This window comes from Arcicella sp. GW821-FHT09D11 (genome assembly GCF_059416265.1).
Map to the genome: position 1 here is coordinate 938679 of NZ_JBWKOV010000001.1, position 22729 is coordinate 961407.

The 22729-nt window shown below is 36.3% G+C and carries 20 protein-coding genes; 17 read left to right on the plus strand and 3 right to left on the minus strand.

All coding sequences use genetic code 11. The annotated features are described in order from the left end of the window. Nucleotides 1-163 precede the first annotated feature (163 nt). The 3 genes from tatC to pnuC all read left to right on the plus strand — a co-directional run bounded on the left by tatC (nt 164) and on the right by pnuC (nt 2463). Complete coding sequence (gene tatC, locus AC07N0_RS03995; RefSeq protein WP_492800934.1) at nt 164-1015, plus strand: twin-arginine translocase subunit TatC; 852 nt, start codon at nt 164-166, stop codon at nt 1013-1015. 96 nt (nt 1016-1111) lie between these two features. Continuing rightward, on the plus strand, nt 1112-1789 hold the full coding sequence (gene nth / locus AC07N0_RS04000) for an endonuclease III (RefSeq protein WP_494588201.1): 678 nt from the start codon (nt 1112-1114) through the stop codon (nt 1787-1789). An 80-nt stretch (nt 1790-1869) separates the two neighbouring features. Next, on the plus strand, nt 1870-2463 hold the full coding sequence (gene pnuC / locus AC07N0_RS04005; protein WP_492800936.1) for a nicotinamide riboside transporter PnuC: 594 nt from the start codon (nt 1870-1872) through the stop codon (nt 2461-2463). A gap of 23 nt (nt 2464-2486) precedes the next feature. On the opposite strand, the gene AC07N0_RS04010 is transcribed toward pnuC, so the two are convergent. Both AC07N0_RS04010 and AC07N0_RS04015 read right to left on the minus strand, forming a co-directional pair. After that, nucleotides 2487-3005 carry an NUDIX domain-containing protein gene (locus tag AC07N0_RS04010; protein ID WP_494588202.1) on the minus strand — a complete coding sequence of 173 codons (519 nt, stop codon included), beginning with the start codon at nt 3003-3005 and terminating at the stop codon, nt 2487-2489. An 88-nt stretch (nt 3006-3093) separates the two neighbouring features. After that, on the minus strand, nt 3094-3432 hold the full coding sequence (locus AC07N0_RS04015) for a DUF6984 family protein (protein ID WP_492800938.1): 339 nt from the start codon (nt 3430-3432) through the stop codon (nt 3094-3096). A gap of 234 nt (nt 3433-3666) precedes the next feature. Between AC07N0_RS04015 and AC07N0_RS04020 the strand changes: the two genes are divergently transcribed. The 3 genes from AC07N0_RS04020 to AC07N0_RS04030 all read left to right on the plus strand — a co-directional run bounded on the left by AC07N0_RS04020 (nt 3667) and on the right by AC07N0_RS04030 (nt 6697). Beyond that, the gene (locus AC07N0_RS04020; protein ID WP_494588203.1) at nt 3667-5979 is read left to right on the plus strand and encodes an ATP-dependent helicase; all 2313 of its coding nucleotides are present in this window, start codon (nt 3667-3669) and stop codon (nt 5977-5979) included. 104 nt (nt 5980-6083) lie between these two features. Next, a complete protein-coding gene (locus tag AC07N0_RS04025; RefSeq protein ID WP_494588204.1) occupies nt 6084-6299 on the plus strand; it encodes a DUF2281 domain-containing protein in 216 nt (71 codons plus the stop codon). Beyond that, nucleotides 6299-6697 carry a type II toxin-antitoxin system VapC family toxin gene (locus tag AC07N0_RS04030; RefSeq protein WP_494588205.1) on the plus strand — a complete coding sequence of 133 codons (399 nt, stop codon included), beginning with the start codon at nt 6299-6301 and terminating at the stop codon, nt 6695-6697. The genes AC07N0_RS04025 and AC07N0_RS04030 overlap by 1 nt, the downstream gene beginning before the upstream one ends. 1 nt (nt 6698) lies before the next feature. Here AC07N0_RS04030 and AC07N0_RS04035 read toward each other — a convergent pair whose 3' ends face one another. Continuing rightward, nucleotides 6699-7697, minus strand: coding sequence for a sulfite exporter TauE/SafE family protein (locus AC07N0_RS04035; protein ID WP_494588206.1), 999 nt, complete (start codon nt 7695-7697; stop codon nt 6699-6701). A gap of 80 nt (nt 7698-7777) precedes the next feature. Between AC07N0_RS04035 and AC07N0_RS04040 the strand changes: the two genes are divergently transcribed. The 11 genes from AC07N0_RS04040 to AC07N0_RS04090 all read left to right on the plus strand — a co-directional run bounded on the left by AC07N0_RS04040 (nt 7778) and on the right by AC07N0_RS04090 (nt 22595). After that, the gene (locus AC07N0_RS04040; RefSeq protein ID WP_492800941.1) at nt 7778-8182 is read left to right on the plus strand and encodes a hypothetical protein; all 405 of its coding nucleotides are present in this window, start codon (nt 7778-7780) and stop codon (nt 8180-8182) included. 440 nt (nt 8183-8622) lie between these two features. Then, the gene (locus AC07N0_RS04045; protein ID WP_494588207.1) at nt 8623-9195 is read left to right on the plus strand and encodes a carboxymuconolactone decarboxylase family protein; all 573 of its coding nucleotides are present in this window, start codon (nt 8623-8625) and stop codon (nt 9193-9195) included. A gap of 58 nt (nt 9196-9253) precedes the next feature. Then, entirely contained in the window at nt 9254-12013 is a 2760-nt protein-coding gene (locus AC07N0_RS04050) for a TonB-dependent receptor (protein ID WP_494588208.1), read from the plus strand. A gap of 155 nt (nt 12014-12168) precedes the next feature. Continuing rightward, entirely contained in the window at nt 12169-14313 is a 2145-nt protein-coding gene (locus AC07N0_RS04055; RefSeq protein ID WP_494588209.1) for an FG-GAP-like repeat-containing protein, read from the plus strand. A 34-nt stretch (nt 14314-14347) separates the two neighbouring features. Further along, nucleotides 14348-15583 (plus strand): MFS transporter, encoded by a 1236-nt coding sequence (locus AC07N0_RS04060; protein WP_494588210.1) that lies wholly within the window; start codon nt 14348-14350, stop codon nt 15581-15583. 71 nt (nt 15584-15654) lie between these two features. After that, a complete protein-coding gene (locus tag AC07N0_RS04065; protein ID WP_492800946.1) occupies nt 15655-16200 on the plus strand; it encodes a carboxymuconolactone decarboxylase family protein in 546 nt (181 codons plus the stop codon). 3 nt (nt 16201-16203) lie between these two features. Further along, nucleotides 16204-16749 (plus strand): carboxymuconolactone decarboxylase family protein, encoded by a 546-nt coding sequence (locus AC07N0_RS04070; protein ID WP_494588211.1) that lies wholly within the window; start codon nt 16204-16206, stop codon nt 16747-16749. Between the two features lie 532 nt (nt 16750-17281). Further along, on the plus strand, nt 17282-18427 hold the full coding sequence (locus tag AC07N0_RS04075) for a DUF3179 domain-containing (seleno)protein (RefSeq protein ID WP_494588212.1): 1146 nt from the start codon (nt 17282-17284) through the stop codon (nt 18425-18427). Nucleotides 18428-18794: 367 nt separating this feature from the next. After that, nucleotides 18795-19709 carry a transporter gene (locus AC07N0_RS04080; protein ID WP_494588213.1) on the plus strand — a complete coding sequence of 305 codons (915 nt, stop codon included), beginning with the start codon at nt 18795-18797 and terminating at the stop codon, nt 19707-19709. 65 nt (nt 19710-19774) lie between these two features. Then, complete coding sequence (locus AC07N0_RS04085; RefSeq protein ID WP_492800950.1) at nt 19775-21277, plus strand: vanadium-dependent haloperoxidase; 1503 nt, start codon at nt 19775-19777, stop codon at nt 21275-21277. A gap of 151 nt (nt 21278-21428) precedes the next feature. Next, nucleotides 21429-22595, plus strand: a complete 1167-nt coding sequence (locus AC07N0_RS04090) for a hypothetical protein (protein ID WP_492800951.1) — start codon at nt 21429-21431, stop codon at nt 22593-22595. The last annotated feature ends 134 nt before the right edge of the window (nt 22596-22729 follow it).

Genomic DNA, 22729 nt, shown 5'->3' on the forward strand with positions numbered 1-22729 from the left:
AATCGTAAAGGTTATCAGGGTTTTTTGCGTTTTTGATGTACTTTTGCAGAGAAGCAAAAATACCATCACTTGTTTATGAAAGATGAATGGTAGAAACAGAACAAAAAAAGGGAAATATTTAAACGTATTACCTTTATTAAAATAGCAAATTAATATTCAAAAAATGGCTTTAGACCAAGAATTTGACAAAGAATCAGACGAAAAAGAAGGTGATGAAATGACATTCCTTGACCACCTTGAAGAACTCCGTTGGCATATATTACGTTCGGTAGCGTCTATTTTGGTGTTTACAATTGTAGCATGGATTTTTCAAAAAGAAATTTTTGGAAAAATTATTATGGGACCTTCAAAGTCTGAGTTCTGGACCAACCGAATGCTTTGTAAATTAGCAGATGCAACAGGCGTAGAAGGTTTGTGTTTTACCCAAGCAAACTTTATTTTACAAAGTAGAGAAGTATCAGGACAGTTTATGATGGCGCTTACGCAGTCAATCCTTGTAGGCTTATTGTTTTCTTTCCCTTATTTCTTCTGGGAAATTTGGCGTTTTGTAAAACCAGGCTTGAAAATCACTGAAGCTAAGGCTGCACGTGGAGCTGTTTTCTGGGTATCGTTGTTGTTTTTCATGGGTGTAGCTTTTGGTTATTTTGTGGTTTCGCCAATGGCCATCAACTTTTTGGCAAGCTTTAAACTAGACGAATCTATCCAAAACCAATTTGATATCAGCGATTATATCTCTTTACTTTCAATGATGACATTGGCATGTGGACTAACATTCCAATTACCGATGATTACCTATGTGCTTTCACGGGTAGGTATTCTTACGCCATCATTTATGAGAGAGTATCGTCGTCATGCTGTGGTTGTTATTCTGATTGTTGCAGCGGTGATTACACCTTCACCAGATATGATTTCTCAGCTATTGGTAACTTTCCCATTACTGTGTTTGTATGAAGTAAGTATTGTTGTATCGGCGAGAGTAAACAAACAACGCGAAGCTGAAATGCTAGCAAGCTAAGCTGATATTGATTAAATACTGAATCTGATATTTTTCGTTTTACCCAAAGAAGCCTTTGCTCAAACCGAAGGCTTCTTTTAGATTATAACAATACTGATGCTCAAGAAAGAACGTTATCAAAAGCTTATTGTTTATTTCACCGAAAACTTTCCGATTGCAGAAACGGAATTGCATTATCGCACACCTTACGAACTATTAGTGGCGGTATCACTGTCGGCTCAGTGCACTGACAAACGTGTAAATATGGTAACGCCTGCTTTATTTGAACGCTTCCCTGATGCCGAATCATTATCCAAGGCTGAATTCGATGAAGTGTTTAGTTATATCCGTTCTATCTCTTATCCAAACAACAAAGCCAAGCATTTAATAGGCATGGCACAAAGGTTGGTTTCTGTTTACCATTCTGAAGTTCCTAATTCAATTGAGGAATTACAAACTTTACCGGGGGTTGGTCGCAAAACTGCAAACGTTATTGTATCTGTTATTTATAACCAGCCTGCTATGGCTGTTGATACACACGTATTCAGGGTTTCGCATCGTATTGGACTCGTTGCTAAAACAGCCACTACACCATTGGCTGTGGAAAAAGAGTTAATGACCTATATTCCTAAGGTATCCGTACCCATCGCACACCACTGGTTAATTCTTCATGGTCGGTATATCTGCGTAGCCCGTAATCCAAAATGTGGAGAATGTGCTTTGAAAGGCTTCTGTAAATACTATGAAGACCTTGAGAAGAAAGTAATGAAAGAAAAGAGTAGAGAAAAGCTTTGAGCCTTGAGTTATGAGCTTTTTTTTATTTTTATCAATCATTTTCAATTCTTCAAATTCTCACATTTTCAAATTAAATAATCATGCAAGAATATATTCAACAAAACTGGCTAGAGGATTTAGGGATACTCACCACATTGATTTGTGTTTGGCTTAATACTCGTCAGAATATCTGGGGTTGGTTTTGGGCTATTGTTTCTTCGGGTATTTATGGCGTAATATATTGGCAATTCAAACTCTATTCAGATATGGAATTGCAGGTGGTCTTTATTATCCTAAGTATCTATGGTTGGTATCAATGGTTATTTGGTGGCAAAGAAAAAACTGAATTGCCTGTTACTAAAATGCCTTCAAAATTCTGGTTAGCTTGTACCATCATTTTTGTTGCTTTCTCTGTTGCCTCTGGCTATATGCACGGTAAATATTCTGATGCTAGTTTGCCTTATATTGACTCTTCGCTTACTGCCATCAGCTTGATTGCTCAATGGATGATGGCTCGAAAATATGTAGAAAATTGGATTTTATGGATTAGTGCCGACTTTTTTTATACAGGAATGTATTGCTATAAAGGTCTTTATGGTACAGGCGTGCTTTATTTGCTTTTATCTGCCTTAGCCATAAAAGGTTATCTGGATTGGAAAAAGAGTGAGTCTATCAATCATGGATTGAGTGCCTAGCATTCTTATTATCTGCTGAGTATTTATCTTTTAAATTCTATTACTTCATTAAAAATACCTCTTTTTGCCTGCCAGTCTTTTACAGCTTTTCCCGTACCTGCTGACCAAGGGAGTATTTCATGGTCTTTTTTTCGTTGAAATTCTAATAGTTCTTCGCTCAGTTGTATTACTCCTGTTGCTCTTACATGATAGGCTATAATGAGTTGGTTCATTCTATGAAATTCATAAAGTCCTACAAATTCTACTATTTCAGCATCAAGGTTTAATTCTTCTTTTACTTCTCTTAAAATACCTTCTTCGGGTGTTTCTCCTGCTTCTAGAAAACCTGTAATCAGAGCAAACCAACCTTCGGGCCAAGCCACATTTCTGGCTAAAATAATATCTCCTTCATGTTCTACGATGGCCGCTACTACGGGTGTTGGGTTATTCCAATGCACAAAACCACAATTGTCTTCATCTGGACAAAGGACTCTTTCTCTATCATCTTTAAACTTTGTAATCAAGTCGTTTCCACATTGTGGACAAAAATTCATTTTCGTCATATCTTATATTTATAAAAAAGTAGGGGCGAATTGCATTCGTCCCATGCGGTGTCCAATATTCGTTCAAAAGGTCGTATGCAATACGACCCTACATTTGCCGAACGATTACCTCCTCAATTTTTGGATAGATAATCAACGCTGAGAAATCTTCTTTCCAGAAATCTAAATCTAATAATTGATTATATTTATTTTTGGTAAGGGTTATCAATACAGGCACGCCATCAATGTCATTGTATTCTACCTGTATTAAATCTCCATCATAATCATCAGGGTTTTTGTTACCAATACTGATACTCCCCATTTTTCCCCCTTCATATTCAAATACTTCATTGTCTATAGGGTAATCCTCAGTCGTGAGATTCAATTTGGCTAAAAGGGCAACGATAAATTCCTTTTCTATGTCTCTTATTTGTCTGGTTTCGTTCATAATATTTCAAGTGGTTGTTTTTTACCCGCTGATTTACGCTGATACCTTCCGCAGTTTTATGCAGAAGAAATGTGATATAATAAATTGATCTATGTTATTCTCTTTTTTAAATAAAATCTGTGAGTAAAAATACGTCTCAAATCAACATTTCCAAAACAAAGCTAACTTCTTACTAACCCCTCCCTTATTTTTTCGTAATTTTGGGGTCAATTCAATTTGAGTTAAAATTTTTATATGGATTACTTAAAAGGTTTAAACGAACCGCAACGTGAAGCGGTACAACATATAGACGGTCCTTTGATGATTATTGCTGGTGCAGGCTCGGGTAAAACCAGAGTACTGACTTATCGTACAGCATATTTAATCGAAAAAGGCGTTGACCCATTCCAGATTTTATTACTGACTTTTACCAATAAAGCTGCTGGTGAAATGCGACAGCGTATCGAAAACGCTGTAGGTAGTGAAGGCAAAAATCTTTGGATGGGTACTTTTCACTCTGTCTTTGCCAAGATTCTACGTTTTGATGGAAAACATTTAGGATATACGTCAGACTTCTCTATTTATGATACTGACGATTCTAAATCGTTAATTAGAGCTATCGTAAAAGAGCGTGGTTTGGATGACAAGGTATATAAAGCCAATGTCATTTTCAACCGTATCTCAGGAGCAAAAAACCGTTTGATTGGCCCAGATGAATATTTGAACAATCCTGTGATTGCAGCAGATGATGCGGCTGCCAAGTTACCAGAGATGGGCAAATTGTATAAAATATATGCCCAACGCTGTTTTCAGGCTAATGCGATGGACTTTGATGATTTGCTCTACAACACGAATATTCTTTTCCGTGACCACCCTGCTGTATTAGATAAATATCAACGTAAATTCAAATACATCATGGTAGATGAGTTTCAGGATACCAATATTTCACAGTACCTGATTGTCAAGAAACTATCTGAACTATCAAAAAATCTGTGTGTAGTAGGCGATGATGCCCAGTCGATATATGCATTCCGTGGGGCAAGTATTGATAATATTTTGAATTTGGAAAAAGACTATCCAAATATGGCTACTATCAAGCTTGAACAGAATTATCGTTCTACTAAAAATATTGTAGAGGCGGCCAATTCTATCATTGCCAAAAACAAAAATCAGTTAAAGAAAAAGGTATTTACTGAAAATGAAGAAGGTTCTTTGATTGAGTTGATTAAAGCTAGTTCGGATAATGAAGAAGGACGTTTGATTGCGACGCACATTTTTGAGTCAAAAATGGCACATGGGTTACGTAATACAGATTTTGCCATTTTGTATAGAACCAACGCACAGTCGAGGTCCTTTGAAGAGGCGTTACGGAAGTTGAATATTAAGTACAGAATTATTGGCGGTTTGTCTTTCTACCAACGACGTGAGGTAAAAGACTTATTAGCTTATTTCCGTTTTGTGGTCAATCAAAGAGACGAAGAAGCTTTTAAAAGGATTATCAATTTACCCAAAAGAGGTATTGGTGATACGACCATTGCTAAAATTGCCGTAACTGCTTCTGAAAACCAGATTTCTGTATGGGAAGTCGTTTCAAATATCAAGCAATTCCAAGCAGGACGATTTGCTGATACCATCGAAGGTTTTGCTGACTTGATAAAGTCTTTTAAACTTATGGTAGAAGCTGATAAAAAAGATGCTTATGAAGTGGCTTCGCACATTGCCAAAGCATCAGGACTATTAAGAGAACTACATGAGGATAAAACGGTAGAGGGACTTTCGCGCTATGAAAACGTGCAAGAATTATTAAACTCGATTAAAGAATTTGTAGATGATAACGAAGTAGAGGAGGAAGATAAATCGCTTTCTAGTTTCTTACAAACGGTTTCTTTATTAACCACTGCCGATAGTGATGACCCTGATGGTGATAATGACCGAGTAACGTTGATGACTATTCACGGAGCAAAAGGGTTGGAGTTCAATCATGTGTATGTAGTGGGTATGGAAGAAGATCTTTTCCCTAGCCAAATGATGTTGCAAAGTAGGGCTGATTTGGAAGAGGAACGTAGGTTGTTTTACGTAGCCATTACCCGTGCTGAGAAAAAATTAATGATGTCTTATGCTGAAAGTCGCTATCAATACGGACGCTTGAAACCATGTGAACCAAGTCGTTTCCTTGATGAAATTGACCCAAGTTTTTTACAGTTTGCTAAAAACATTCGTCGTTCCGAAGAAAGAGCAGCTCCACAAGGCTTTGTGAGGATGACTAATCGTGAACAAAAAGCGCCTGACTTTAACACGCCTAACAAGCCAACGTCTACTGCTAATTTGATAGCTAAACCAGCACCTCGTCCAGTTGTTGGCAATAGCTATATTCCTTCACAAGATTTTGTGCCTAGTGATACGAAAGCCTTGGTTGAAGGCGACCGCGTAGAACATTTAAAATTTGGTTTTGGAAAAGTAAAAAAGATAGACGTGAATGGAACAGACCGCAAGGCTGTGATTCAGTTTGAAGGAACAATTGGTGAGAAAACGCTATTATTGAGCTTTGCTAAGTTGAGGATTTTGTAAGGGATAAAATCATTATTTTTGAAAAGAGTCGCTGTTATAAATTCTTTATAACAGCGACTCTTTTCGTATAAGTTTTTGTATATTTGAAATAAAACATTTATAAAATGTTAACAACAATAGAAGGAACTTACGAAAATGGACAGGTAATTTTTAATGAAATTCCACCTGTTGTGAATAAATCTAAAGTTTTAATCACTTTTGTAGAAGAAATTCAAATCCCTACAAAAGCAAAAAAACGATTGTTTGGTACATTAAAAGGAACAATTAATGTTCCCGCAGATTTTAATGAGCCTTTAGATGACTTTAAAGAATACATGTAATGAAAAAATATTTATTAGATACCCATATTTTATTGTGGATGTTTGATGAAGTTGAAAATATACCTCAAAATATTTACGAAATCATTGAAGATATTGAGAATCAATGTTTTGTTAGTATAATATCTCTTTATGAAGTTGCTATCAAAAAAAATATTGGCAAACTGAATACTCGAAATTCTATCACTACTTTAACTAACGAAATAGAACGAGTTGGGTTATCTTTACTTCCTTTAACTCCTAAACACTTAGAAAGCTATGTATTTTTAAAGCAGGTTGAAAATCATAAAGACCCCTTCGATAGGCTTCTTATATCTATCGCTATCTCAGACAATCTCAACATTATTTCTGCTGATGAAAAATTTAGAAATTATGCTGACTTAGTAGAAATAGTTTGGTAAACTACTCCTCCAACATCCTATTATTCTTCATCTTAGCCAAATACACAAAAGTACTTAACCCTGCTACTAGTGTAATCAGACACATAATTAACTGCAAAACACTAGGTTTAATTACCCACATAGCCCCGAAAAATTGAACTATTAGGATGATGTACAAGAAAGTCGCTACGGCCTTTCGAGGTACTTTGCTGATAACAAATGCGCCTAGCGGAGCAAAAAAAGCGACAAAAGGAATACACGCTAGCCACATTTCAAAAGCCTCTGGCTGAAAATCTTTAATGACGCCTGCGTGCAAGAAAAAGCCTAGTAATGTTTCCAGAGTCATGATAATAACAGACGATGGCACTGCTACTTTCTCGTTAATCCGATAATAAATTGTCATCAAACAGAACGAGAAGATATTGATGCCTGTGCCAAAAATTGATGAAATCATCCCTCCTACTAATCCAAAAAATAGCAATCTCGCCATATCTGAACGTTGAAAAGACTGAATAGCATCAAATACTTCACGCTTAGGTTTAGTATTTTCATACCATAAAACCAAGCCAAAACTAAGCCACAAGGATACAAAAAAGAGTTTTGCTAAAGGTGGCGAAATAAGCGGAACGATATAATAAGTACCGAAAATTAATCCGAAAACCCCTCCGAAGGTTACATATTTAATATAATTCCACTCAACTTTTATTTTTAAATTTAAAATCAGTAAACTTGCTGAAGTCATTCCTATGCTTTGTATAGCGAAAGCAAAATTTCGAGCAATGGCTGGGGGAATTTTAAGCAATAATGTAAAGACTGGATAGGCAATGGCAGCACTACCTTCGGGACTAGACCCTGCAATGAATGAACCAAAAATCATTGTGAGTACTGCATATCCATGTTTTAAATAAATATAAAAGCTGTTGGTAGTTACCATGTAATACGTCCAAACACTCAATACCACCATCAAGAATGATAAGTAAAGCCAAGGCAATTTGATTTTTTTCAGTTTGTCGGTTTGCATCAATAAAAATCTTTAATTTTACGGGGAACAAAGGTAAACGCATTTTTCAATCATAAAAATTCTCATTCAAGAGTATCATTATGCAAAATATAGAGGAAATACTTCAAAAATTAATAGCCGAGCATAATTTCTTAAAAGATATGCAAGAACGCATCGTTGGGAATCATGATATTATGATTGAGAATCAAAAGCGTAATGCGGATAATCATGATTTGGTGATTCAAAATCAATCTACGATTATCAAAAACCAAGAAATTATCGTTAACAATCAAGTAAGCATTATTCGTAATCAAAAACAAATTGCTGATAATCAGATTACACTTTCTGTGATGTTACAAACTCAAACGCATTTATTAAACTTAGTCAAGAAACTATCAGGTCAGGAAGAGTCTTTAGAAGATACTGACAAGTTTGTGCAACAACTAAAAAATCAAGTCATCGAACACTTAAATAGCCCTTCTTTGAACGACCCACAAACAATTTAATTTGTTTGAAAATATCATATAATGCTTTAAAAGCCTGCCAGAAAACAATTGATTTTCTGGCTTTTTTTTAGTCTTTACTATCCTTCTTTCTTGTCCTTCGCTATCGGTTTATTAGCCGACACAATTAATAAAGCGTCTCTTTTATTTCTATATTTTTCCTTTTTTATGGAAAATCAAAAATCGTCATTTTTGCCCATAATGCCTACAACTTATTGATAATTTCTATCATTATTGAATAAAATATCCTTTTCCTCTCTTTCTCTTCCATAATCGGCTTATATCTTAAATTTATTATTCCAAATATTTGGATTTATTTGTTATTATTCCATAAATTTGGAATAATAAATTTATTCAAATATTTCTGTGATATATACAATTTAATATTACACGATATACGCTCACAAACACTTTACTGAAAAGAAAATAAATTCCTAATTATCATGCCTTATATCCCTTTAGAAAGCCACTTGCCAGGCATTACTGGTCTACTAGAATATCGCCAAGATACTGCTCAGCCAATTCGTGAGCTTACACAAATTTTATTACGTGGAGAATCGACGCTTACGGAAGGTGAACGTGAGTTAATTGCGACACTGGTGTCTTTCAAAAATCAATGTAAGTTTTGTACAAGTGCACATACCTCGGCAGCCAATATACTTTTAGGAGAATCTGAAACGTGTGAATTGGTGAAACAAGATTTTGAATCTGCCCCAGTTTCTGGAAAAATGAAGGCTTTATTAGCAATAGCCGCCTTGGTTCAGCAAAATGGAAAAAATGTTAGTGCTGATAGCATCATGCGTGCTAAAAATGTAGGAGCTACTGATCGTGAAATTCATGATACCGTGTTGATTGCCGCCTTATTTTGCCTTTACAACAAATATGTGGATGGCTTGGCAAGTGTAACGCCAGCAGAACCTGCTTTTTATGAAAGACTAGGACAACGCATTACTACCAACGGTTATAACAGAGTACCTGCCATCTATGAACAATTGAAAAAAGAGACACATTCCTAGTAAGAACTTTCCCGAATTTTCTAATAAAAACCCAATAATTATCTAAAAACTATTATCCATGAAAAAAATCTTTACGCTAACCATTATATTACTTAATTCAATCGCTGTAATTGCACAAAATTTTACTGGTACCATCACAGACGCTGAAACTAAAAAACCTTTGGCTGGCGCAAGTGTTACCATCAAAGGCAAAAACACTGGTACTATTAGTAATACCCAAGGTTTTTTTAGCCTAAAAACTTCCACAAAACCTCCTTTTACGCTTGTATTTACCATGATTGGCTTTGAACGCCAAACCATCGATGTAACAGACAATAATCCTATTAATATTTCTCTCAAAGCTGGTGATGAACTGTTACAACAAGTAGTTATTTCTGCCTCGAGAATAGAAGAAAACATCCTGAAATCACCAATTAGTATCGAAAAAATAGATTCAAAGGCTATTCAGCAAAGTCCCTCAGTAAGTTTTTATGACGCTTTGGTCAATGTAAAGTCACTGGATATGGTTACGAGTGGTCTTACTTACAAACAAATAAACACGCGTGGCTTCAACTCAACAGGGAATAGCCGTTTCTTACAATTGATTGATGGTGTGGATAATCAATCCCCAGGCTTAGGTTTTGCCGTGGGTAACCTTTTTGGTTCTTCTGACTTAGACATTGAAGGTGTAGAATTAATACCGGGTGCAGCCTCTGCTTTGTATGGCCCAGTGGCTTTTAATGGCTTATTAATGACTACTTCTAAAAATCCTTTTACTTACGAAGGACTATCTGTTCAAACAAAAGTGGGTATTAACCATGTTTCTGACAATGCTTCTGGTGCAAAACCATTTACCGATTTTGCTCTTCGTTATGCTAAAGCCTTCAACAATCGTTTTGCGTTTAAATTAAATGCTTCTTACTTGAAAGGAACAGATTGGTATGCTAACAATTATACAGACATCGACCCTAATACGCCTGCCGCTCAACGTGGTGATAGTAACCCCGGAAGAAATGCCTTGAATATTTATGGGGACGAGGTAGCTCAAACCATTACAGGAATCGGACGTGTTTCTCGTACTGGTTACGAAGAAAAAGACTTAGCCAATTATGGCGTATATTCTACTAAACTGAATGCGGCATTGCACTATAAAATCTCTGAAAGTTTAGAAGCTATCTATCAAGCAAATTATAGTCAAGGAACTGCCAATTATACAGGTAGTAGCCGTTTTGCTTTAAATGATTTTAAATTGATTCAGCACAGAGTAGAGCTAAGAGGTTCAAACTTTTTTATCAGAGGTTATTCTACTGCTGAACAATCAACCAATTCATACAATACGCGTTCTTTAGGTCAGCTTATTAACCGTACTTGGGTGAGAGACTTAAATGGAAATGTAGTAACACCAGATAAAGCAGATGCTACTTGGTTTGAACGCTATACTGCTGCATATACTGGCAAAGTAACAAGTGTTGGTGGTCAAAACCATACTGCTGCCAGAGCTTTTGCAGACCAAGGACGTTTTGTACCAGGTTCTAGCGACTTTGACCAACAAAAAAGTAAATACATCGCTACTGCTGGTTTAGGGGGTGCGGGTGTACTAAGCAATAGTAAGTTGTATCACATAGATGCTCAGTATGATTTAAGCCAAACCTTGAAAGTTGTTAACTTATTAGTAGGCGGAAGTTACAGAGTATATGATATGGAAACCAACGGTACTTTATTTGATGATAAAATCAATAAAGTGGTTGTAAAAGAATATGGTGTTTTTGCACAAGCATCTAAATCTATTTTAGAAGACCAGTTGAAACTAACACTATCGGGTCGTTATGATAAAAACGAAAACTTTAATGGCAGTTTTACACCACGTGCTTCTGCGGTGTTTTCTCCATCAAGCAATCATAATTTCAGAGCATCGTATCAAACAGGTTTTAGAAACCCAACTGTACCAGACCAATTTATTAAGCTAAACGTTGGCCCAATCATTATCTTAGGAGGTGCTCCAGCCAACAGTGCAGGCTTAAATGCTTATGAAAATTCATTCACGGCTGCTTCTGTAGGTGCTTTTGCGAGTGGTTTCTCTAGCGATTTACAGAAAGGCGTTGCGTTCCCTATGGCAGTTGAAAACAATAAAAGTAAGCTTGTAAAATCAAATGTACCTTATATCAAACCTGAACAAACACAAAGTTTTGAAATAGGTTACAAAGGTTTATTGGCTCAGAAATTCTTAATTGATGTAAATTATTACAGAAGTACATTTACTGATTTCTTGATTAATCAAGTAGTAATTCGCCCAAGTAGTAATGTTTTAAATTCAGACGGAACGATTAACTCAGTAGCAGCACAAGATATTCTAGGTGGCAAAACGCAGGCTTTCCAACTCTATACCAATGCAGCTGATAAAGTAAGTTCACAAGGCGTTTCGTTGGGGTTAACTTATTTTTTACCAGACAATTATCGTGTTGGTTTCAATACTACTTGGTCTGACTTCAACATCATGGATGCCAATCCTAATAATATTCCAGCCTTCAATACTCCTCGTCGGAAGACTAACTTAACCCTTAGCAATTCAAAAATTACTGACCGCCTAGGGTTCAGTGTAGCATGGCACTGGCAAGAATCATTTGATTGGTACGGAACATTTAATGAAAACCGTCCTGGTAATGTTCCTGCTTATAGCCTGATAGACGCGCAAGTGAATTATCGTGTACCTGCCTTAAAAACTACCGTAAAATTAGGAGCAAATAATTTGACGAATAGTTATATCGTACAAGCTTATGGTTCGCCCGCAGTAGGTGGTTTATACTATGTTTCACTAACATTTGATGAACTATTTAGATAGCTTACAGATTCTCTCTTCCTCTAAATCCTATTACAATTATAAACATTAAAAACCTTGTTAAAATTATGAGCTCTAAATATTTAAAATACTCTTGTCTATGTCTAGTTTTATTCATCGGACAATCTTGTGGTTTGGTTTCAAACTCAAATGACCAAATGGTAAAACATTTAGCGGCAACCTATGATAAATTTTATGTAGGAGAAAATACATTTTGCCCTGAAGCTGAATTTGCCTTTTTTGATTCCGTAGCAACAAAAGACCCTGATATAGGTACCAGAATGCGAGCAAGTTTTTTTAGAGCAAACGGTTTTCTGAAACTCGGTAAGGAGGAGGAAGCCATTAAGGCTTTTGAACAAATATTGGAAAAAACAGATGCTGAACATAAACATTTTGCTGATGTAATGAAAAGCTATGCTATTTCATATTTAAGGATGGGTGAACGTCAAAACTGTATTACCAATCATTCTACAGAGTCATGTATTATGCCTATTAGAGATAGCGGAGTACATCAGAAAAAAACAGGTTCGCAGAAGGCTATTGAAATATATCAAAAATTGCTTCAGGCAAATCCTGAAGATTATGAATCGAGATGGTTATTAAATATTGCTTATATGACCCTCGGTGAATATCCTGCACAGGTTCCTAGTCAATGGCTTATTCCAAATCTTGATAAAGACCAGTCAGGCTATGAGATTAAGCCATTTACCGATATAGCGCCAAACTTAGGGCTTAACAAGCGAAATATGGCTGGAGGCGTAATAGTAGATGATTTTAATAATGATGGATACTTAGATATTATTACATCTGACTGGGGACTAAAAGGTGCGATGCACTACTTTAGAAATGACACTAAAGGTAGTTTTACTGATTGCTCGGTTATTTCAGATTTAGGACGTTTTAAAGGTGGCTTGAATATGATTCAGGCTGACTATAACAACGATGGTTTTATTGACATTTTCGTATTAAGAGGTGCTTGGATGGGCAAATTTGGTAAACAAGCCAATTCATTACTCAGAAACAATGGTGATAATACTTTTACGGATGTTACAGTCCAAAGTGGGCTTTTTTCAGAACACCCTACGCAGACGGGAGTATGGAGAGATTTCAATAATGATGGCTGGCTAGATTTATTCATTGGTAATGAACATGGCGGACTTGATGAATACAATCCTTGTGAATTATTTATCAGCAATAAAAATGGCACTTTTACAGAAGTTGCCTCTCAGGCAAATTGCCAGATTTCAGATTTTATAAAAGGCGTTCATGCTGCCGATTATGATAATGATGGCTTACAAGATATTGTTCTTTCTGGTATTCAAGGCAAAAGAACATTGCTCAGAAACAAAGGATTAAGCAATAATATTCCTCAGTTTGAAGATGTTACCGAAAAAGCAGGATTAGCAGATGTACGCGTAAGTACCTTCCCGACATGGTTTTGGGATTATGACAATGACGGTTGGTCAGACATCTTTGTTTGTGGCTATGAATTTGATAAATCTATCGCCTATTCAGCTGCTACAGAAGCCTTAGGGATTCCGAACAAAGCCAGTACCATGTATTTATACCATAATAATCATGATGGAACATTTACCAATGTATCTGAAAAAGCAGGGTTAAATAAATCAGTTTTCACGATGGGCTCAAACTTTGGAGACATTGATAATGACGGCTACCTAGATATGTATTTAGGAACGGGAAATCCTGACTATAAATCGCTTGTTCCAAATCGCCTTTTTAGAAATATGGGCGATGGCACATTTGCTGATGTAACTGTAAGTGGCAGAGTGGGCAATCTTCAAAAAGGACACGGAGTAGCTTTTACAGACTTTGACAATGACGGAGACAGTGATATTTTTATTGAAGTAGGTGGTGCTTATGTCGGTGATTCTTATAATAATTCCCTTTATCTCAATCCAGGTCAAAATAATAACCGTTGGATTAATATTCGATTAGAAGGTGATGAAACCAATCGTTCAGCAATAGGTACACGCCTAAAAATTAGCTTTAGAGAAAAAGGTGTAAAAAGAGTCATTCACAGAGATGTTAATTCGGGCGGAAGTTTTGGTGCATCACCCCTAAGAAGAGATATTGGTATTGGACAAAGTGATTTAATAGACGAAGTAGAAATCACTTGGGCTAGCACTGGCAAGAAACAGGTTTTTAAAAATATTAAACCCAACCAGTTTATTAAGATAAAAGAAGGCAGTAATATCATTACGAAAATCAATCTTAAGAAAACGCCTTTCTCAAATCAATACAACACTATTCCTGTTTGTGATTCAAAAACGATGAACCTTTAATGGCAGTGTTAACAAAACCCTTTTAACTATTCAGATGGCAATTGCAATAACTAACCCTAAAACACAGTCACGTACTACTTTAGCCTTTGGGCTTTGCATGCTTTGTTACCTTTTGGGTGGCACAGTAGCAACTTTAATATCTGTTAATTTGCCTGTTGCCATTCCCGAATTATTAGGCAAAACGCCTACGGCAGATGAATTAGGGAAAATAGGCGCTTATTTGAATGCATCATTTATATTTGGATGGATGTTCGGAGGCTTAACATTAGGCGTTGTTAGCGATAAAGTGGGTCGTATCAAAACCCTAGCTTTTTCAGCAGGCATTTATGGAGTATTTACTTTAATGACTGTTTTTGTAGCTAATTGGGAAAGTCTTTTGGTATATCGTTTCTTTACGGGTTTAGGTGTTGGCGGTGTGTTATTGCTCACTACTGTATATATCTCAGAAATCTGGGATACTGATACTCGCCCAGTGGCATTAGGTATTTTAGCGGTCTCTTTTCCCATTGGCATTGTGCTTACGGGAGGCTTGAATGTAATTTTTAATAGCTGGCGTCAATCCTTTTGGCTAGGTATTATTCCTATTTTGTTGTCTTTTACTATTATCTCTTTCTTACCCGAATCCTCCTCTTGGCAATCAGAAGAGGGAAACAAAAACCAACATAAAGAAAGTATTTTCTCTGACACCAATGGTCCTAAGCTACTCATTGGGTCATTGATTTTTGGTGCCGTGTTAATTGGACTATGGGCTATTTTCTCTTGGTTACCTACATGGGTTCAAAGTTTATTAATCGGTACGTCATCAGACGGTCAAAAAGAACGCGGACTTATCATGATGCTTTTGGGCATTGGTGGCATTGTCGGCGGTATGATTTCTGGATTGTTAATCAAAAAAATGGGGTCTAGCAATACCTTGATACTTACTTTCTCGGGATGTTTTTTGGCTTGTTTGTTATTATTCACTACAAATGCCCACTTCTCTCCCATTATTTATCTTGAAACTGCTTTGCTCTCTTTATTCTTTGGCATAAGCCAAGGCTCATTATCAAGCTATATTCCTGCGCTTTTTTCAACAACAATTCGTGCCACCGCTACAGGTTTCTGTTTTAATATTGGCAGGTTTTTCACTGCTACAGCCGTATTTTTTGTAGGAAGTTTAGTAACAGCATTTGGCGGCATTGGAAATGCCCTCTTGGCTTTTTCTATTACTTTCCTCATTGCGTTAACAGTAGTATATTTTAGTAAAGAGACTAAAAAGATTGAAGCATAAATCTTTTGTGATGGAGTATCAGTAACTATCGTAAAATCTAACTCATAATTTATCCAATTATTAATCAAATTATGCCACATATTCAGCTTCCAGAAGATGTTCCGGGTATTAGAAGTCTAGTAATGTATCGTCCAGATACGGGGAAACCACTCTATCAATTAGCACAAATCTTATTGCGAGAAGACTCTCCATTAAGCCCAGCAGAAAGAGAATTGATTGCTACGTATGTTTCTAATAAGAATACCTGTACTTTTTGCTCGTGTAGCCATGCCGCGGCAGCAAGGTATTTATATCAGGACGAAGCCCTTACGGTCGATTTAGTATTGGAAGACTATCAAAATGCGCCGATTTCAGATAAATTAAAAGCATTGTTAACGATAGCGGGAAAAGTACAAGCCGATGCTAGAACTGTCAGTGAAGAAGATATACAATTGGCACGTTCAGCAGGGGCAAATGACCGAGATATTCATGATACCGTATTGATTGCAGCCACTTTTTGTATGTTTAATCGCTATGTAGACGGGCTAGCTACGCTTACTCCTACTGATTCAACAGTTTATGCACAAATGGGCGAGCGCATGGGAACTTTAGGATATGTTTTACCTACAAAATCTTAAAAAATGGCACATATAACATTAACCGAAGAATTACCGGGAATACGGGGTTTAATGGCTTTCAGACCATTTACTGCTAGTCCACTCAACGCTTTGGCAGAAACCTTATTAAGAACAGACGAAGGCTTGAGCAAAGGGGAAAGAGAATTAATTGCCACTTTTGTATCATCGCTAAACGATTGTTTTTTCTGCCAGAATATTCATGGAGCCGTAGCACAGTATTACGCCACTGATGATACGCTGGTTACGAAAGTAAAAGCTGATTATCTTACTGCTCCTATCTCAGATAAACTAAAGGCATTGCTAAGTATTGCTAAAAGTGTTCAGCAAGGCGGAAAGCATGTAAGTCTCGCCCAAGTTGAAAAAGCTCGTGAGTTGGGTGCAACTGATATTGAGATTCATGATACTGTTTTAATCAGTGCGGCTTTTTGTATGTTTAATCGCTATGTGGATGGTTTAGGTACTTTTGCACCAAATGCTCCAGAGATGTATCAGGCAAGGGCTAAAAAAATAGCAGAGGAAACTGGTTATGCCAATTCTTCTCCTAGTTAAAATTTATTAATCCTTATTCAAGCTCTCAAATTTCCATTTTAATGGAAATTTGAGAGCTTTTCTTTTTTAGCAATCTTAAAAATTAGAATCGTCAGAACGTTACCAAACAGTTGAAATTAAACATATTAATACTCCATACAGCATTTTTGAAGCTTAAAAAGTAGAAATAATGGCAGAAATATTAAAAAACATTCAATTATGCGGAAAATTTTTCCACTTATTTGGAATTTATTAAAAATACTCCTTATATTTGTCCTATCAATAAAGTTAAAATAATTATAAGATAATTTACTTTTTTTGTTTTCCTCTAAATTAAAAGACATTCACATATTAGAATTGGGCATATTACAAACTTTACACGTTCTTTGACGTGTAAAGTTTTACAAAACTCAATCTAATTCAAGATATTAAGTATTTATAAATGGTTAATATTTCAAACTCTACATATCAACTTGATACGTAGAGTTTTTACTTAAATGGCTTATCAAACAAATTCAAGATAAAATACAAATCCCCATAGACACAAATTCTAATGAAAAAGCTCTTCTATTTAGGCATTTTAGGTCTTATTATTTTTGAAATATTGAATGTCTATTTCATTATGCCAATGCCGGGTAGTCAGCAAATGCGAAGCATTGATATCGCTTATTTTTTATATTCTTGGCGATGGATATTTAGAATATGCTTCGGACTAATGATAGCCATTGGTTTTGCGCCAACTTTTAAATCTTCAAAATGGTTGCCGATAGTCGGTATTTTAATCGCCTCTGGAGTATGCTATGCCTTTAATTTTCAAATGGCTGCCGATGCGATGTTTGCACAGACTGAGCACCTGAGCATGAAATCTGCCAGTGAAAATAAAATTAAAACAGATAGAGTAATTATCGGAGTAGCATTGAATGGTGAAGCCAAGGCTTATCCTATCTCATTGATTATATATCATCACCAAGTACGTGATACGCTTGGGGGCAAACCTATCATGGTTACTTATTGCTCTGTTTGCAGAACTGGGCGAGTTTTTGAACCTACTGTTAATGGCAAACCTGAAACATTCAGACTAGTAGGGATGGATCATTTCAATGCCATGTTTGAAGACAAAACTACCAAAAGTTGGTGGCGACAAGCCAATGGTGAAGCCATCACTGGCGAACTAAAAGGAACAATGTTACCTGAACTTGAAGCTCAACAAGTATCATTAGATACTTGGTTAAAAATGTATCCAAATAGCAAAATTATGCAACCCGATTTACTATATAAAGAAGAGTATGATAGTACCGCCAAATATGAATCTGGGAGGTCAAGAAAACAACTTACAGGGACTGATTCACTATCATGGAAAAATAAATCTTGGGTAGTGGGCATTCAAGTAGCTAATGAAAGTAAAGCTTTTGATTGGAATCGTTTAAAGAAGGAGCGAATTATCCAAACGACTATCGCACAACAGCCAATTGTATTGGTGGTAGCTAAAGACGACAAGAGTTTCTTTGCATTTAAGGCTCCTGCAAATAGCCCAAAGTTTACGGTAAAGAATGACACATTGATACTTGATAAAGCACATTTTAATTTAAAAGGAGAATCCTTAGACAAAGGACAAGGAAGCTCGCTTACTAAAGTCAATGCTTATCAAGAGTTTTGGCATAGTTGGAAGACATTCCATCCCAATACGCAACAATATTAGTATGCTTTGTAGCACAAAATTTTATTACATGTGAAAAATAGTTCTACCCTTCTTTAAAAAAACGTCAATAAGTTATCTTTCAACACTACTATCTTACCTCTCAATATCTTCCATTTTCCATAATTATGGAAAAATAATATTTACCCTACATTCAACTTTTATCAAAAAGCTTTTCAGTCCTACTAATTACCTCGAAAAGTGAACTGTACTATACAATACTATCAATAAGTTTATTTTTATTTATACTTTTTTGATATAAATATTTATTTTCTATAAAGAATCAATATTTTTCTATTTACTTGGAATTAACTTTACTATTCCATAATTTTGGAATGACTTCCAATTTTAAAGAATCTAATCATTACAAATGAAGAAACATTTACTAACGCTTACTTGTCTTTGCTACTTGCTTTTTTCTCCTAAAATCAGTTTCTCACAAACTACTCAGGATGGCCTAATGATGGCTAAAAAAGAGCTATGCTTGGTACTTAATTACGACAAAGAATCCTGGAATAAATACTGGGAAGGCGACAGACTTCGCGAAAACCAAAATATTGGTACGCTTACTAGCCGTTCAGCATCTTTTATGGCTGCCTATGGGGTTAACGAAAAACTAAATGTGTTTGCCGTATTGCCTTATATCGAAAACGAAGCTTCAGCAGGCACAATGATGGGCTTGAAAGGGGTGCAAGATTTAAGCATTGCAGCAAAATACAAGTTTTATACGTATAAAAAACTACGTTTTTATGGCGTAATTGGTGCTTCTATTCCCGTTACGGATTATGTGCCAGACTTTTTACCGTTCTCTATTGGGCTTCATTCCAAAACGGCTTCTGCTCGTCTTATCATTCATCAATTATTACCTTATGGCTTTCATATAACGGCTCAAGGAGGTTACATTGCTAGAAGTAAAACGAATGTTGATAGAACCAATTATTATACTGGTAATGAGATTGAATATAGCCACGAAATGGCTGTACCAGACCAAGTAAGTACTTCATTAAGAGTCGGTATCAATAAAAAGGCTGTATTAGCAGAAGCTTTTATAGACAACATTACGGCAACGACGGGAACAGATATCCGTCGTTATGATATGCCTTTACCAGCCAATAAAATGGACTGGACGCGTATTGGTCTTTTTGTTACTTGGCATACGCCAATCAAACACTTTTCAGTAAATGGTCATTTCTCGCATGTTGTCGCAGGACGAAATGTAGGAAAAGTAGAAGCTTCGTATGGTGCACAGCTACAATATATTGTAGACTTCAAGAAAAAGAAATAGTCTATCTAATAGTCAATAGAGGCTCATTTTTAATCATTACGATTTGATAATTATCTCCTAAAATCATGAAATTAAGAATTTTATCCATATTTTTTATAAGCTTTATTGCTTTGTCATGTTCAAAAGAAGTTGAACGAACTTCCTTAAAACCATTAGTGCCAACCAGTAATGAACCTAATGCAGGCAACTGGAAAATGTATATTGGTCAGCCAACAGACTATACAATTCCAGCTCCAAAAGAAACTAGCTCTGCTGAATACAAGGCAGAATTAGCGGATGCACAAAAAATTTCAGCCAATCTTACTGCTGCCCAAAAAAGTGCTTTAACTTATTGGCAAGTAGGTTCAGTAGGTCGTTGGAACGAAATTGCTCGTGAGCTTATCGCTAGATACAATTTAGCACCAGAGCCAAACGACAATGGTACTTATTCAGCACCCAATTCTGCAAAGCCAGATACGTTACCTTATTTCCCTTTTGCCAATCCTCCTTATGCATCTAGGGCTTACGCTTTAATTAGTGTTGCTCAGTATGATGCTCTTGTGGCAACTTGGGCTTATAAGTTTAAGTATAACAGAAAGACTGATGCTGATAATTTGCCTGATTACCCTTCTGAAGAAGCAGTTATTGCGGCAGCTTCAAGTAGAGTATTGAAGTTTTTATTCCCAGGTAGTTATCCAACACAATTAATTGACAATAAATACGAAGAAGGTCGTCAAGTAGGTATTTGGGCAGGTAAAAATGTAAAAAGTGATATTGATGCAGCTGATATTTTAGGCAAGGCTGTGGCTGATAAAATTATTGCTTATGCCAAAGCAGACGGCACAGGAACAGCAGGTGGAAGCTTAGTTATTCAATCACAATTAGCAGATGCTGCTGTAGGCAGAGGACTTAAAACGGCTTGGAAAAGCTTAGATGTACCTGCTCGTCCAGGTATGTTAATGAAATTTGGAGAAGTAAAAACTTGGAATTTTGATAAAGCTACGCGTGATGCTATTCGTCCTGCCGCTCCTCCAGCATTAGATTCTGATGCTTTCAAGAAAGATTTAGCAGAAGTAAAACATTACTCAGAAAACATTACCCGTAAACAATGGTCAATTGTACAATTCTGGGCTGATGGACTAGGAACATCGACACCTCCAGGACACTGGAATCAGATAGCATTAGATTTATTGAGAGATGCTAGTTTTTCCGAAATCAGAATGGCAAGGACATTGGCTTTAATGAATACTGCTGTTCATGATGCAGGTGTTTGTTGTTGGGATACTAAATATTATTATTTCTATCCAAGACCAAACCAAGTTGACCCAAGTATAAAAACAGCGACAGGAACACCTAACTTCCCTAGTTTCACTTCAGGTCATGCGACATTCTCGGCAGCGGCAGCTACGGTGCTTTCTTATATATTCCCTAATCAACAAAGCAGTTTAGAGGCAATGGCAAAAGAAGCATCAGAATCGAGAATCTATGGCGCTATCCACTATCGCTTTGATAGTGAAGTAGGCTTAGCTTGCGGAAAGAAAATTGGCGACTATGCCGTAGCCCGTGGGAAAACAGACGGCGGAAATTAATGATGAGTTGTGAGTTAGTGAATTGTGGATGAAGAACTTATACAATATACGTTTATTCATCCTATTGATTCTTTTGAAACAGACAATTCACTAACTCACAATTCACAACTGAATAATAACATTCTTCTATTTTATCCAAAAAACAAATACTATGAAAAAAACTTTACTCTCATTATTAGCGGCTAGCGCTATTTTGTTAATCCAAGAACAAGCTAATGCTCAAGGTTGTGTTGCTGTTCGCCAAATGGGTGGTATCAATGCCATGTCTGCGTCATCTTCTTATAATCTTTCAAAAGGAGAATTTCAGGTAGGTGCTAACTACCGTTATTTTCACTCTTGGCGCCACTTTGTTGGAACAGAGGAACAACCTCAACGTGAAACATTGGGTAACGCGGTTAATATTTATCAACATGCCGTAGATTTCAATATTTCTTATGGCGTTTCTAGTAGATTGCAAGTAAATGCTACCCTCCCGTTTGTAAATTCTGAACGTTCGCAGACTTTAACATTGACAGCTGATGCGGCAAGTAAAAAATTGACTCGCTACAGCGTAAGTGCAGGCGGTTTGGCTGACATCCGTTTCGGTGCAAATTATTGGTTAATCAAACCAGAAAATGCTCATAAAGGAAATATCATGATTGGTGCAGGTGTTAAACTAGCAACAGGAAGCTATACTGCCACTGATGATGCTTTGCAAACTGACGGTACCAAAAAGAGTGCAGTAATGGACCAAGCAATCCAACCTGGTGATGGAGGAGTAGGTTTTTCTCTAGAATTCCAAGGATTCAGACAAATTCACAGAAATATCTATGGGTTTGCTAATGCTTATTATTTATTCAGTCCACAAGAATCAAATGGTACATTCAAATCTGCGCCAAAAGCAGGTTTAGAAGGCTATAACGTATATGCTTCACCAGACCAGTATTTTGCTCGTGCTGGGTTTATGGCAGCAGTTGGCAAAAACCAAAACTTTGCATTTTCTTTAGCTGGTAGATTTGAAGGTATTCCTGCTTATGATGCTTTTGGTGGACAAGTAGCCTATCGCCGTCCAGGATATGTAGTTGCAGTAGAGCCAGGTGTTACTTACCGCAAAGGTCAGCATACATTTAGCTTGTTTGTTCCTTACAACTTTATCAAAAACCGTATTCAAAGTGCTGCGGATATTGCTGATCAGAATTTACAAAATTCTAAAATCACAGATCCTACAAAATATGTACATGTACAAGGAGATGCAGCCTTTGCAGATTATTCAATCAGCTTAGGATATTCATACAGAATTGCTAAAAAAGCAAAAGTTCCAACTTGGAAAGTAAACTAATTTTTTAACCTTTAAAATATTTAACTTGATTATAAGAGATTATTCTTTAGAGAATAGTCTCTTTTTTTATTACTATCAAGTAGGTCGAGTTTTCAAATCGACTAAAATTTATTGGGGAGAAAAGCTCCTAAAAC

What these genes read in the sequence shown, in the direction of transcription:
- tatC (WP_492800934.1), top strand. Translation starts at nt 164, where the DNA reads ATGGCTTTAGACCAAGAATTTGACAAAGAATCAGACGAAAAAGAAGGT.
- nth (WP_494588201.1), top strand. Translation starts at nt 1,112, where the DNA reads ATGCTCAAGAAAGAACGTTATCAAAAGCTTATTGTTTATTTCACCGAA.
- pnuC (WP_492800936.1), top strand. Translation starts at nt 1,870, where the DNA reads ATGCAAGAATATATTCAACAAAACTGGCTAGAGGATTTAGGGATACTC.
- AC07N0_RS04010 (WP_494588202.1), bottom strand. Translation starts at nt 3,005, where the DNA reads ATGACGAAAATGAATTTTTGTCCACAATGTGGAAACGACTTGATTACA.
- AC07N0_RS04015 (WP_492800938.1), bottom strand. Translation starts at nt 3,432, where the DNA reads ATGAACGAAACCAGACAAATAAGAGACATAGAAAAGGAATTTATCGTT.
- AC07N0_RS04020 (WP_494588203.1), top strand. Translation starts at nt 3,667, where the DNA reads ATGGATTACTTAAAAGGTTTAAACGAACCGCAACGTGAAGCGGTACAA.
- AC07N0_RS04025 (WP_494588204.1), top strand. Translation starts at nt 6,084, where the DNA reads ATGTTAACAACAATAGAAGGAACTTACGAAAATGGACAGGTAATTTTT.
- AC07N0_RS04030 (WP_494588205.1), top strand. Translation starts at nt 6,299, where the DNA reads ATGAAAAAATATTTATTAGATACCCATATTTTATTGTGGATGTTTGAT.
- AC07N0_RS04035 (WP_494588206.1), bottom strand. Translation starts at nt 7,697, where the DNA reads ATGCAAACCGACAAACTGAAAAAAATCAAATTGCCTTGGCTTTACTTA.
- AC07N0_RS04040 (WP_492800941.1), top strand. Translation starts at nt 7,778, where the DNA reads ATGCAAAATATAGAGGAAATACTTCAAAAATTAATAGCCGAGCATAAT.
- AC07N0_RS04045 (WP_494588207.1), top strand. Translation starts at nt 8,623, where the DNA reads ATGCCTTATATCCCTTTAGAAAGCCACTTGCCAGGCATTACTGGTCTA.
- AC07N0_RS04050 (WP_494588208.1), top strand. Translation starts at nt 9,254, where the DNA reads ATGAAAAAAATCTTTACGCTAACCATTATATTACTTAATTCAATCGCT.
- AC07N0_RS04055 (WP_494588209.1), top strand. Translation starts at nt 12,169, where the DNA reads ATGGTAAAACATTTAGCGGCAACCTATGATAAATTTTATGTAGGAGAA.
- AC07N0_RS04060 (WP_494588210.1), top strand. Translation starts at nt 14,348, where the DNA reads ATGGCAATTGCAATAACTAACCCTAAAACACAGTCACGTACTACTTTA.
- AC07N0_RS04065 (WP_492800946.1), top strand. Translation starts at nt 15,655, where the DNA reads ATGCCACATATTCAGCTTCCAGAAGATGTTCCGGGTATTAGAAGTCTA.
- AC07N0_RS04070 (WP_494588211.1), top strand. Translation starts at nt 16,204, where the DNA reads ATGGCACATATAACATTAACCGAAGAATTACCGGGAATACGGGGTTTA.
- AC07N0_RS04075 (WP_494588212.1), top strand. Translation starts at nt 17,282, where the DNA reads ATGAAAAAGCTCTTCTATTTAGGCATTTTAGGTCTTATTATTTTTGAA.
- AC07N0_RS04080 (WP_494588213.1), top strand. Translation starts at nt 18,795, where the DNA reads ATGAAGAAACATTTACTAACGCTTACTTGTCTTTGCTACTTGCTTTTT.
- AC07N0_RS04085 (WP_492800950.1), top strand. Translation starts at nt 19,775, where the DNA reads ATGAAATTAAGAATTTTATCCATATTTTTTATAAGCTTTATTGCTTTG.
- AC07N0_RS04090 (WP_492800951.1), top strand. Translation starts at nt 21,429, where the DNA reads ATGAAAAAAACTTTACTCTCATTATTAGCGGCTAGCGCTATTTTGTTA.